At 50.5% G+C, this 12,745-nt stretch carries 9 protein-coding genes; 6 read left to right on the top strand and 3 right to left on the bottom strand.

From position 1 onward, the window contains the following. Positions 1–29 precede the first annotated feature (29 nt). The 6 genes from dapF to D7V92_RS09270 all read left to right on the top strand — a co-directional run bounded on the left by dapF (position 30) and on the right by D7V92_RS09270 (position 6,992). Positions 30–839, top strand: coding sequence for a diaminopimelate epimerase (gene dapF / locus D7V92_RS09295; protein WP_121772761.1), 810 nt, complete (start codon positions 30–32; stop codon positions 837–839). Positions 840–895: 56 nt separating this feature from the next. Further along, positions 896–2,125, top strand: a complete 1,230-nt coding sequence (locus D7V92_RS09290) for an LL-diaminopimelate aminotransferase (RefSeq protein WP_005861937.1) — start codon at positions 896–898, stop codon at positions 2,123–2,125. 36 nt (positions 2,126–2,161) lie between these two features. Beyond that, on the top strand, positions 2,162–4,348 hold the full coding sequence (locus D7V92_RS09285) for a glutamine synthetase III (protein WP_121772760.1): 2,187 nt from the start codon (positions 2,162–2,164) through the stop codon (positions 4,346–4,348). Positions 4,349–4,485: 137 nt separating this feature from the next. Further along, positions 4,486–4,743, top strand: coding sequence for a hypothetical protein (locus D7V92_RS09280; RefSeq protein WP_121736454.1), 258 nt, complete (start codon positions 4,486–4,488; stop codon positions 4,741–4,743). Next, entirely contained in the window at positions 4,734–5,057 is a 324-nt protein-coding gene (locus D7V92_RS09275; protein ID WP_121772759.1) for a type II toxin-antitoxin system RelE/ParE family toxin, read from the top strand. Before D7V92_RS09280 ends, D7V92_RS09275 begins: the two co-directional genes overlap by 10 nt. Before the next feature lie 12 nt (positions 5,058–5,069). Beyond that, entirely contained in the window at positions 5,070–6,992 is a 1,923-nt protein-coding gene (locus tag D7V92_RS09270; protein ID WP_121772758.1) for an NAD(+) synthase, read from the top strand. 145 nt (positions 6,993–7,137) lie between these two features. Here the strand turns inward: D7V92_RS09270 and D7V92_RS09265 are convergent, their stop codons facing one another. From D7V92_RS09265 to D7V92_RS09255, 3 genes are all read right to left on the bottom strand, one after another. After that, positions 7,138–10,767, bottom strand: coding sequence for an ATP-binding protein (locus D7V92_RS09265; protein ID WP_121772757.1), 3,630 nt, complete (start codon positions 10,765–10,767; stop codon positions 7,138–7,140). Next, positions 10,751–11,320, bottom strand: a complete 570-nt coding sequence (locus tag D7V92_RS09260; RefSeq protein ID WP_005866029.1) for a hypothetical protein — start codon at positions 11,318–11,320, stop codon at positions 10,751–10,753. Before D7V92_RS09260 ends, D7V92_RS09265 begins: the two co-directional genes overlap by 17 nt. Before the next feature lie 79 nt (positions 11,321–11,399). After that, complete coding sequence (locus D7V92_RS09255) at positions 11,400–12,593, bottom strand: hypothetical protein (protein WP_057319991.1); 1,194 nt, start codon at positions 12,591–12,593, stop codon at positions 11,400–11,402. Positions 12,594–12,745: the final 152 nt, after the last annotated feature.

Below are 12,745 nucleotides of genomic sequence, written 5' to 3'. Positions count from 1 at the left end.
GAAATAATATAAAGAATAATATCATCAAAATGACAAAATCAATCAGATTCACAAAGATGCACGGTGCCGGAAATGATTACATCTATGTAAACACGATGGCCTATCCGATAGACAATCCCGAGGAATTATCTATCGCATGGAGTAAGCCGCACACAGGCATAGGATCTGATGGTTTGGTCTTGATAGGTTCTTCAGACATCGCCGATTTCAGCATGCATATCTATAATGCGGACGGCTCCGAGGCGATGATGTGCGGAAACGCATCCAGATGTATTGGCAAATATGTCTATGAGGCCGGCCTAACGCAAAAGAACAAGGTTACCTTAGAGACCTTATCAGGTATCAAAGAGCTACAATTGAAAATAGAGCGTGAAGAGGTCACCGAGGTCACGGTAGATATGGGAAAGCCTGCCGTAGGCAAGATCGCCTTGGAGGTTGAGGCTGGAGGAGAAATTTACACCGGCACCGTCATCTCTATGGGAAATCCTCACTTGGTTATCTTCGTGGACGAGATGGACCAGGTCGATCTGGCAAGCGTAGGCCCGTTACTGGAATGCCTCCCGCTTTTTCCGGACCGGACAAACGTGGAGTTCGTGCAGGTGTTAAAACCGGACGAGGTACGGATGAGGGTGTGGGAACGAGGTTCCGGCATCACCCAAGCCTGCGGAACCGGAGCTTGTGCCACCGCCGTGGCCGGGGTCGTACGTGGGAAGACAAAGCGAAAGACGAAGGTCATCATGGATGGGGGCCCTTTAACCATCGAGTGGGACGAGCGAAGCGGTAAGGTCTTTATGACCGGCGGAGCGGTCAACGTGTTCGAGGGATTCATCAAAGTCTGACACGGGGAACAAGACAAAACAACAAAAACAACAACATAAAAACAAAAGAACTGAGTATGGCACTAATTAATGAACATTTCCTGAAACTACAGAACAATTACCTTTTCTCCGACATCGCGAAAAAGGTAAACAGCTTCAAGGTTACCCATCCCAAGGATAAGATCATTCGAATGGGTATTGGTGACGTTACGCAACCACTAGCCCCCGCCGTTATCGAGGCGATGCATAAAGCCGTGGAAGAAATGGCGAGCAAGGATACATTCCACGGATATGGCCCCGAGCAGGGATATCCATTCCTAATCGACGCTATCATCAAGAACGATTATGCCAGCCGGGGAGTCTTTATCGAACCGAGCGAGGTATTCATCAGCGACGGAGCGAAAAGCGATTGTGGAAATATAGGAGATATGCTCCGCCACGACAATAGTATCGGGGTGACAGACCCCGTATATCCGGCCTACATCGACTCGAACGTAATGAGCGGACGCACCGGGGTATTGGAAAACGGGAAATGGAGCGATGTCGTATACATCCCTTGCACGGAGGAAAACAACTTCGTACCGGATCTGCCCAGTCGCAGGGTGGACATCCTTTACCTCTGCTATCCCAATAACCCGACCGGAACGACCTTGACTAAGGACGAATTGAAGAAATGGGTAAACTATGCCCTCGCCAACGACGTGCTTATCATGTACGACTCCGCTTACGAGGCTTATATACAGGACCCGAATATCCCCCACTCTATCTACGAGATCAAAGGAGCGAAGAAGGTAGCTATCGAATTCCGGAGCTTCTCTAAAACCGCCGGGTTCACGGGGATACGTTGCGGATACACGGTCGTACCGAAGGAGCTGAACGCCTTCACGCTGGACGGGCAACGGGTACAGTTGAACAAATTATGGAACCGTCGCCAATGCACGAAATTCAACGGAACCAGCTACATAACCCAACGGGGTGCGGAGGCGGTTTATTCCACCGCCGGGAAACAGCAAGTAACAGCTACTATCAATTATTATATGACCAACGCGAAGATCATGAAAGAGGGCCTGCAAAACTGCGGTCTCACGGTGTACGGAGGCGATAACGCCCCATACCTCTGGCTAAAGACCCCGGACGGCCTCTCCTCATGGAAATTCTTTGACAAACTGCTTTATGAAGTCAAGATAGTCGGAACCCCCGGAGTGGGATTCGGGCCGAGCGGGGAAGGTTATCTACGCCTCACCGCTTTCGGCGACAGGGATGACACCCTAGAGGCCATGGCTAGGCTGAGGAAGTGGCTAAGATAAGTCATTTACTATAAACAACAATAATCATCAGGTATTATGTCAAAGTTAAGATTTAGAGTCGTAGAATCGGCGTTCGAGAAGAAAGCGACCGAGCTAGCCACTCCCGCCGAGAGACCTTCCAAGTATTACGGCGAGCTGGTATTCAACCGTGAGAAGATGTTCAAATATCTTCCAGAGAGAGCGTACGAGAGACTGGTGGACTCCATCGACAACGGTACCCCGTTAGACCGTGAGACAGCGAACGCCGTGGCCGCCGGCATGAAGAAATGGGCGATGGAAAAAGGCGCTACCCACTACACCCACTGGTTCCATCCCTTGACGGAAGGTACCGCCGAGAAGCACGATGCTTTCATCGAGCATGATGGCAAAGGCGGCGTACTTGAGGAATTCGAGGGCAAACTACTGATCCAGCAAGAGCCGGACGCCTCCAGTTTCCCGAACGGCGGCATCCGCAATACGTTCGAGGCCCGTGGCTACTCGGCTTGGGACCCTTCCTCCCCCGCTTTTATCGTAGGCGACACCCTGTGCATCCCGACGATCTTCATCGCTTACACAGGCGAGTCCCTCGACTACAAAGCTCCCTTGCTGAAAGCCTTGGAAGCCGTGAACAAGGCGGCGGTCGATGTCTGCCACTACTTCAACCCGGACGTGAAGAAAGTATACGCCTACCTAGGTTGGGAACAGGAATACTTCCTAGTAGACGAGGGCCTATACGCCGCACGTCCCGATCTGTTGATGACCGGCCGTACTCTGATGGGGCACGAGAGCTCGAAGAACCAACAGTTGGAGGATCATTACTTCGGAGCCATCCCCACCCGTGTCATGGAATTCATGAAAGACCTCGAGGTTGAGGCATTGAAACTTGGCATTCCCGTAAAGACCCGTCATAACGAGGTCGCCCCAAACCAGTTCGAGCTAGCTCCCATCTTCGAGGAATGCAACCTCGCCAATGACCATAACTTACTGATCATGGCCCTAATGCGCAAGATCTCCCGCAAACATGGGTTCCGTGTCCTGTTGCACGAGAAACCGTTCAAAGGCGTGAACGGTTCCGGCAAGCACAATAACTGGTCGCTGGGAACCGATACCGGAATCCTTTTGATGGGACCGGGTAAGACGCCAGAAGACAACCTGCGCTTCGTGACCTTCGTGGTCAACGTACTGAAAGCCGTGTACACCCATAACGCATTGCTGAAGGCCAGCATCTCCAGTGCGACCAACGCCCATCGTCTGGGAGCGAACGAGGCTCCCCCAGCGATCATCTCCAGCTTCTTAGGGACACAGTTGTCCAAGGTTTTGGAACATCTGGAGAACAGCGATACGGAAGATTTCAACCTAGCGGGAAAGCAAGGCATGAAACTCGATATCGCCCGTATCCCCGAGTTATTGATCGATAACACGGATCGTAACCGTACCTCCCCTTTCGCCTTCACCGGTAATCGTTTCGAGTTCCGTGCCGTAGGTTCCTCCGCGAACTGCGCCGCCGCCATGCTGGTATTGAACGCCACCGTAGCGGATCAGTTGAGGCAGTTCAAGGCCGAGGTAGACGCTAAGATAGCCACCGGAAAGGATAAGTTCGCCGCTATCATCGAGATAATCCGCAAGGATATCAAGGAATGCAAGGCGATCCATTTCGACGGCAATGGCTACAGCGAGGAATGGAAGGCCGAGGCCGCACGCCGGGGCTTGGATTGCGAGACCAGCGTGCCTTTGATCTTCGACGCTTATCTGAAAGATAGCAGTGTCCGCATGTTCGAATCCACAGGAGTCATGACCCGCAAGGAGCTGGAAGCCCGCAACGAGGTCAAATGGGAGATGTACACGAAGAAGATCCAGATCGAGGCACGTGTATTAGGCGACCTAACGATGAACCATATCATCCCGATGGCCACCAAATACCAGTCTTCCTTGATCGACAACGTATATAAGATGCGTGAATTATTCCCCGCCGATAAAGCCGCCCATCTATCCTCCAAGAACATGGAGATCATCGAGGATATAGCGAACCGCACGATCTTCATCAAGGAAAAAGTGGACGAGATGGTCAACACCCGCAAGATAGCCAACAAGATAGAGAGTGAGCGGGAGAAGGCGATCGCTTACCACGACCGGATCGTCCCGATGATGGAAGCCATCCGTTACCATATCGACAAGTTGGAACTGGTTGTCGATGACCAGATATGGACCTTGCCGAAATACCGTGAGCTTTTATTCATCAGATAGTCTTATTCAGACAGTAGTTTTTTGTTGATTGTTTTGTGTTAACAAGGAGAGGATGCTGCGAAGTATACCTCTCCTTCTTTTTTATCCCATACAAAATACATACCTTTGGGGCATAAATATATAGGAGGGAAATTGATATGACGACAATAGAGTTACAACAATGGAGAGAAAGCTTCGTGGAGAGATACCTTAACAAAATCGATGACATGGAGATATCGGAGGAACTGGAACGGGCTGCCAAAAAGATTTTTTCCAAGAGAAGGACACCCCGCCCTTGCGTAATCCACTCGCAAGAGGAGATGATAGCAGCGGTACGGAAATCGGTAGAAGATGCCCGAGAAGGTAGAGTTACATCAAGTGAGGATCTAGATAAAGAGATAGAGACATGGTTCTGAAACAGAAAAATCCATATTGGACAGCCAAGGCCAAAGAAGATTTGAAAGAAATTACGAAGTATTATAAGAAGGAGATTTCTATCAACATGGCCCACAAGAAAGTCAAGGACCTGAAACATTACGCCGATTTGTTAGCTGACAATCCTCTTCTCGGTTTTTATGAGCAAGCTTTATCCTCGGAGTCGCAAGGCTTTCGGTCTCTTGTTCATGAACATTACAAAATCATCTATTTTATAGAAGATGATATCATCTATATCTCCGCGATCTTCGACTGTCGTCAAAACCCCGATAAATTAAGAACATCTATCAGATAAACAATAACAAATATGAATTACGGATTCGTCAAAGTAGCGGCAGCCGTACCACAGGTTAAAGTGGCTGACTGCTTTTATAATATTCAACAGATTGAGGGATTGATGCGCCAAGCGTCCCAAAAAGAGGTCCAGATCATCGCCTTCCCCGAATTATCGGTTACGTCTTATACTTGCATGGATTTGTTCTCGCAAGAGACCTTACTCAGAAACGCCGAGAAAGCCTTGCTGGATTTAGTGAACAACACCGCCGATCTGGATTTACTAACGATCGTAGGTTGCCCGCTTGTCAGCGGAAGCCAACTGATAAACGCCGCCGTCGCTTTCCAACGGGGCGAGATATTGGGGGTAGTGCCCAAAAGTTACCTGCCCAGCTACAAGGAGTTCCAAGAAGAGCGTTGGTTCACGGCCTCTTCACACCTACAGCAATCCATGATCACGATCGGTAACCGGGAAGTGCCGCTGGATTGCTACCTGATCTTCGAGTACGATGAGGTACGTGTGGGTATCGAGATCTGCGAGGATCTTTGGGTTCCCATCCCTCCCAGCTCCGAGCTAGCCATGCAGGGGGCGAACTTGATATTCAATCTATCCGCCAGCAACGAGTTGATCGGTAAGCATGCTTACTTACGATCCTTGATCTGCCAGCAATCCGCACGTTGTATCGCCGGATACGTCTACGCTTCCGCCGGTTTCGGAGAATCCAGTACCGACCTCGTATTTGCGGGAAACGGTATCATAGCGGAGAACGGCACGTTGTTAAGGGAATCCGAGCGTTTCTCCATGGAGGAGCAACTCGTTATCAGCGAGATCGATATCCAGAACTTACAGAACGACCGACGGATCAACACCAGTTTCATGCAGGGTTATCTCAACCATAACATGGATAACGGCACCGTAGTCTCATTCAGCCTTCCCAACCGGACACTGGATTTGACCCGGGCAATCGACCCGCATCCCTTTACCCCTTCCGGCGATGCCTTGAAAGAACGTTGCGAGGAAATATTCCATATACAGGTAGCGGGACTCGCCAAGCGTGTCCTCCATGCCCACGCCCAAACCGCCGTCGTAGGCATCTCTGGGGGACTGGATTCCACCTTGGCCCTACTGGTCACCGTCATGACCTTCGATGCCTTGAAGATCCCACGGGATAAGATCATCGGCATCACCATGCCCGGCTTCGGAACGACGGATCGTACCTATACCAATGCCTGCGACTTGATACGCTCCCTTGGCGTGACCCTCCGGGAGATCTCCATCAAGGACGCTTGCATCCAACACTTCAAGGATATCGATCACGACATCCATGTACATGACGTGACGTACGAGAACAGCCAAGCCCGTGAGCGTACCCAACTTCTTATGGACGTGGCGAACCAAGCGAACGGCCTCGTGATCGGTACGGGAGACCTCTCGGAGCTTGCCTTGGGCTGGGCTACTTACAATGGCGACCATATGTCTATGTACGGCGTCAACGGTAGCATTCCCAAGACATTGGTTAAATATTTAGTGGAATGGGTGGCCAATAACAAGGTAGACGAGGCTTCCCGCGCCACGTTATTAGATATAGTAGACACTCCGATCAGCCCGGAATTGATTCCCGCCGATGAGCATGGGAATATCAAGCAGAAGACAGAGGATTTGGTAGGCCCGTACGAGCTGCACGATTTCTTCCTCTATCACTTCTTACGCTTCGGAGCCCCACCCGCGAAGATTTATTTCTTGGCGAAGCGGGCATTCGGGGAAACCTACGACGATTCCACCCTCAAGAAATGGCTCCATACCTTCTTCCGCCGCTTCTTCCAGCAACAGTTCAAGCGCAGTTGTCTGCCGGACGGCCCGAAAGTAGGTTCCATCAGCCTCTCCCCTCGTGGAGACTGGCGAATGCCGAGCGACGCGATGGCTACGCTTTGGCTGGATGAGATCGCAGGGCTTTAACATTTTTTCAATGGTATAGTCATAGACGAGGCTCTCTTATGGGCCATAGACGAGACACCTACCCCCATAAGAGAGCCTAATCTATGACCTATGAGAGAGCCTCGTCTCTCACCCGTATCAACCGAGGCCCTAACATAGATCGTAACTAATCGAACTGCGTAATCACCCTGCGAATCCGGGTGAAGCTATCCGTATCCTTCTCCAGTTTATAGATGTGCTTATAGGACAGGGCATCCTGCTCGGTCGGCGAACCATTGATCAAGAGAATATCCCGGTCGTTGGCAAATTTCAAGATCCCCGCCACGTTATTCGGGTGCAGCTTCCCGATCTCATCCATCATGCAATGGAGCCTGAAATCGGAGAATACCGTGGAGGCGTTCCGCTTGAACACGTTCAGCAACATGATATTCACCATGGATTTGACCAAGATATCCGTACCCTCGGAGCCTACGTTCGTAAGACGTTCTACGAAGCCCGTATCATTCCGGTTCTCGATCACCCGGAATTTAAGGTCGAAGAAGTCCGCCAAGCGGATCAAGTTGCCGGAATAAGCGTCCATCGACTTGATCAACTCACGTAGCAACGTCGTCGCCTTCTCCCGGGTAGCCGTATCGTCGGCTGAGGAAGCGAAGAGGTTCTGCCCCAAATCCCAGCTATATTCCTCGTTGAATCGCTTGATCTCCTTCAACAGATTGACGATCTTGTTCTGGCTCGGATCAATACGCATCTCGATACACTGGATAATCCCCACGAAGTTCTTCTCCTTGAAATCGGCGTTGATCTGATCCACCACGCCACGGATATTGCCTTCCTGAGAGACCATGCTTTTCGTGTCCGCCGTAATCTGCCGGAAGATATCGGAGTTGCGGGTATTGATACGCGATTGGTATTCCGAGACCTTATCCTCGTCGATAAACTCCTTCAAGTCGCAAGCGAAATCCATATACTCTTTATCATCCGAGAAGCTCGTCTTGAAGGCGAACACATTATCCTCGGAGAAATTGCCGGTGTAGGCGGTTATCTCCTTGCGCAACTCGGAAAGCTTCTGGGATTGCTCGCTGACGCGGATCGTGATCTCCCGTACCAAGGAACGGCAATCGCCATCCGTATCGGTACGGTTCATGGAAGAGAAGATGGATTCCCTAGAGGTAAACCAGTCCAACAGGGTAGAGCGGTGATATTCCTCCCGGTTCTCCAACGCTTTCCGATTGGCCTCCTTCAGCTCCTTCAACTCGGCATCTACCTTGAAGATACTCCGGTTCACGTCCGCCAGACGTTTTTTCAATTCCTCCCGTTCCCCGTGGATGATCTGCTGCAAGCGCAGGCTCTCCGCCGTCCAGTCGGGTACCTTATCCAGCATCTCTCGTTTATCTTTCAGATACTCGATAATCAATGCCTTGGTCTCGTTGATATATTTAATCTCCCCACCGATATACGCCAAGCGGGAATGGATCTCCTCCAAACGTTTCGGATCGCCACCGCTAGCGGTCAAGCTATCCAATTGCTCCCTGTCATATCCGGATTTGCGCTCTTCCAGCTCCGCTTTCTTGCGTGCGATCTCCTCCGAGATAGCTTCCCTTGCGATGGAGAGTTCCTTATCCAAAGCAGCCAACTCATCTTTCTCTTGCTCATCCAAGGAAGCGAGTTCCCGGTCCATCTTGCCTTGAAGCGTGGCGATCTCCTTTTGGATCGAGGAAAGGGCGGCCTCGGCAGCGTTCAACTCCTCCTCCAAGCGCCGGATCTCCTCCTGCCTCAGACGGGTCGCCTGATCCCGCAAGGCCGACAGACGAGACTCGTCTTCCTTCTTGCGGACCGCCAGTTGCTCCAACTCATATTCCGCATGATAGATATCCTCCTTGATGGGCTTCACCGAGGATTGATATTGCTTGCGAAGATTCTCTTTAGCCGCCTCCAAATCCTGCCGCGCCGTAGCGATGAACCGCTGGATTCCGGCACGTTTTTCCTCGGCCTCCTTCTTCTCCGTCAAGTAATCCTCCTTGGTCTTGACATTCCGGTGAATCCCGGAGGTGAAGCGGATTCCATAAAAGGTATCTCCCTCGCCTACCTCCGCCGTAAACTCTTTCCCGTAAAGCAGGCGCTCGTCACACACTTGCCCGATCGTCTGCTCCCAGCCGGGCTTATGCTCGGACAGCCAGTTGAAGAAGCTATCTTTCTGGTTGTCCAAGAACTCCGTCAGTTCCGCTAGCTTAGCGCTCAGGGCCTCGATCTTCACCTCGTTGGATTCCGCTAGCTTTTGATAATCCTCATCCAAATGCTTCCCGGCGGTCTCGAACTCTTTCGTCTGGTAGTTCAACTCGTACTTCAGCTCACGGATCTTCAGTTCCAAGTCCTTCCGGTTCGCGTCGTAATTGCCGAGACACCCCTTGACCGCCTCCAATTCCTCCGAGGTTCCCGACTGCCCCCGGGCAGTCTTGATACGCATATTCAAGGCGGCGACCTCCGTCGTACGTTTCTCCCGATCCACCAACAAACGCTCTTTCTCCTCCGAGGCGGCATGGCGCGATTCCTCCCGTAGCCGTCGATAATACTCCCGGCGAGCCTCCCGACGAGCATTGATCTCGGTCTCTGCCGCCAGTAATTGTTTCTGTTTCTCGTTCTCGAAGCCGGCCAACTCGTTCTTCAGATTAGCGATCAAATTGGCGTGCAAGACCGAGGCTTCTTTATTCTTGGAAGAAAGCAAATCTTTCTCCACGACTAAGGATTCCTGTTCCTGCTGTAAGATCTCCAATTTGTTACAACGATCCATCGCCGTCTGGATATCTTTCCCGGCATAGAAAACCCGTTTCGCTTCCGCCTCCGACAAGGCGTTTTTCAGCACGGCCAACTCGCCTTCCATCGTGGCTGTCCGGTTCTTCGATTCAGCGTCTAGCTTATCCCTTTGCTTATAGAAATCCGATTTGACCGCCTCCTGCTCATGTATCTTCCGGGACAACTCCGGCAAAATACGCTCCGTTTCCAGATAAGCCCCGCGCAATTGGCGGCACAGATCGTTGATCCGTAAATCCCGCTTACGGATATCGTCCGACAAGGTGGAGATCCCGGCGGCCTTCCGCGCCATGCCCGGCTCACGGAAAACACCGATATCATTCAGTTGCGCCTCAAAACCGGATAGATGGCTCCGATAACGGCTCAAGTCGATCACGCTATCCGCCTCGTTCAAGGAGGTGATGATCGTCTGCTTGATATAATCCGCCTCCAAGCGTGAATTCAGCAAGACGTTCTGGATCGTACGGATGATATTCTGATACGAGCCGCTCTCCATCAAGGAATAACAGGAGTAATCCCGTTTATTATCCGAGTTTCCGTAGAGGATATTCCGGTATTCCTCATACGTGGAGATCGCCCCGCTATACTTGATACCGTTCTTATCGAGCACCGAGCGGATACGATCCGACGGATAAGGCGCTCCCTCCTCGTCGATAAAAAGATCCGGCCGGTACGGAGAGGCGATAAAACGGTAGCAGATACGGTTCATCGTCTTATAGCTAAGTACCGTAAACCAACCATCCTCCCTCGCTACCTCGTAGATGATCGAGGAATCGGCATAAGGGAAATAATAATCCTGATACGACTTCTTCTCGACCGGGATTCCGAGACGCTGCGTATCGGCGTTGTAAAAGAAAAGGATCGCACGGAGGATCGTACTCTTCCCCACTCCCTGCGTTCCGATTAAATGTATATTTCCATCCAGCTGTACTTCCGAGTAACGGATAGCGGCGCTGTTTATAAATACTATTTTATTGAGATATCTCATCTTCGTTTTTTATGTTAATACTATGGATCATCTTCGTGAGGTAATCCCACGAGGAGAGCACTTTCCACGTCCCGTTCATATCGCTTACGCACTCGATAAAGCCCTCTTTCGTCATCCTGTCCAAGATGGTATCGAGGATATCCTTGCGTTTCTCCTTGCCTCCGGTATGTTTTTTCAACCCGTCCAGCTTCATCTCTAGATCCATGTCGATACGGGAACGTACCAATATCTCCGCCGGCGAGAAGGTGAAACCGGGCCCGAAGGCCGTATCGTACGTACAGAAGAAGTCCATGATATCGATCCAAGCGAAGAAACGCTGGAGTTTTTGCTCCAAGGTAGCCCGGGGCTCCTTGCGGGAGAAGTAGAAGTAATTATTCCCCTGCTCCAACACGAAATTGATATGCGAGAAATAATCACGTAAACGCTCAAAATTATCTTCTACGACCGAGAAGAGTGTCCTCAACTCCTTTACACTTGTATTCGAGCACAGAAAATTACCTTTCGACAGGTAATCATAGATCTGTGCGGTCTGTACCGGTAAATTATCTATCATCCTTATTATTGTTGTTTTATTTTATCCAGTTGTAGAGACGGGACGTGCCCCGTCTCATCACAGGGGACACGCCCCGTCTCTACAACAAGGTTCTTTGAATAATGGCATATTCTATATGCTCCGTATGCCCAAAACGGTCTGTTATCTCCAACTCATTTTCATAGAGGGAGAGCAAACGGCAAAATAACGTAACCTTCGCCTCGAAATCCATCTCCCGGTTATACTCGTAGCCCATCACGAAAGAGAACAAATCCCCTCCGGTCCGGCTAAAAAGATCCATCATTTTCCGGGTATTGATAGCGGCCTCCCCCACTTCTTGATTCTCCATCTGCTCGGCGGAGATCACGCCTAGCTCCTGCCGGTGGATCACCTTATCCGGTCGTATGCCGTCGGCCACCTTCAAGATGACATCCAGCGCCTCGTCCGTTTGCAAATAAGGAATGGAAATCTTGAATAAGGTAGGCTGCACGCCCTCCAATACCACGGAACGCTCCGCATCTACCACCTCCCGTACATTCGTGTTCTCTTGTAACTCAAACTGCTCCCGCAGATATTTGATACGACGCAGCTTACGGGTAAAACCCACCTGCGTACGGATCTGGTTCAAGTAATCAATGATATCCTGTTGGGAATGGATCAAGCTATGGCCGGCGCTCAATAACTCCGTCTTCAACTCACGGGCGATCGTCAACAGCTCCTCGTCCGGGACTTGGGCGAAAAAGGGAGTCCGTTCCCGATCCAGCAGCTTCTCCACTTCCACGATCAGGCGGTTGATCTCGATTCGCTTAGCGTCCAGATTCTCCAGTTTGGCGATCTTCACCTTATAGCTCGGCTCGTTCTTGAACGTATTATCGATCACCCGTTGCAAGGACACCACGTTACGCACCAAGATCTTCCCGATCTTCCGCAAATGCGCCTTGACCGATCGCAGATAGCCCAGCTTACGCAAATCGTTATCCTCCTTGCCATAATAATCGATCAATTGATACACCAACTGGATATTCTCATCGATCACCGAGGTAGAAATCTCCTCATTCGCCTCCAGAAGCAGCTCATAGAAAGAGAGATAATGCTCATCCATCTCGATATAAGGGCCGTTCCTGCGGATCACCTCACGCTCGATCAGGATATTCAATTTATTCTCATCGATAATATCCAACGCATAATCATAGCGAAACGGTAATGATTTTCTTTTCTCAAATAAGACCTCCAATAGGTCCTTTCCCAGATTTAGCGTGTTCGTTATATGGGGTATTGAATTATATATGTACATCCTAAACAATTAAGGACACAAAGGTAATAAAAATACAAGTAACCCTTTTTTCTCCGTGATGAAAAAGGATTTCCATCGTAGTGAAAAAGCTTTTTCATCACGGTGGAAAAAGTTTTTCACCCCGATGGAAAAAGAGGAAAATCACGAAGAGT

It is taken from the genome of Parabacteroides sp. CH2-D42-20 (genome assembly GCF_003670185.1).
Classification (GTDB): Bacteria; Bacteroidota; Bacteroidia; order Bacteroidales; family Tannerellaceae; genus Parabacteroides; species Parabacteroides distasonis.
The sequence above is the reverse complement of the archived record's forward strand: the minus strand, read 5'-3'. Positions and strand labels throughout refer to the sequence as shown.

What these genes read in the sequence shown, in the direction of transcription:
- dapF (WP_121772761.1), top strand. Translation starts at nt 30, where the DNA reads ATGACAAAATCAATCAGATTCACAAAGATGCACGGTGCCGGAAATGAT.
- D7V92_RS09290 (WP_005861937.1), top strand. Translation starts at nt 896, where the DNA reads ATGGCACTAATTAATGAACATTTCCTGAAACTACAGAACAATTACCTT.
- D7V92_RS09285 (WP_121772760.1), top strand. Translation starts at nt 2,162, where the DNA reads ATGTCAAAGTTAAGATTTAGAGTCGTAGAATCGGCGTTCGAGAAGAAA.
- D7V92_RS09280 (WP_121736454.1), top strand. Translation starts at nt 4,486, where the DNA reads ATGACGACAATAGAGTTACAACAATGGAGAGAAAGCTTCGTGGAGAGA.
- D7V92_RS09275 (WP_121772759.1), top strand. Translation starts at nt 4,734, where the DNA reads ATGGTTCTGAAACAGAAAAATCCATATTGGACAGCCAAGGCCAAAGAA.
- D7V92_RS09270 (WP_121772758.1), top strand. Translation starts at nt 5,070, where the DNA reads ATGAATTACGGATTCGTCAAAGTAGCGGCAGCCGTACCACAGGTTAAA.
- D7V92_RS09265 (WP_121772757.1), bottom strand. Translation starts at nt 10,767, where the DNA reads ATGAGATATCTCAATAAAATAGTATTTATAAACAGCGCCGCTATCCGT.
- D7V92_RS09260 (WP_005866029.1), bottom strand. Translation starts at nt 11,320, where the DNA reads ATGATAGATAATTTACCGGTACAGACCGCACAGATCTATGATTACCTG.
- D7V92_RS09255 (WP_057319991.1), bottom strand. Translation starts at nt 12,593, where the DNA reads ATGTACATATATAATTCAATACCCCATATAACGAACACGCTAAATCTG.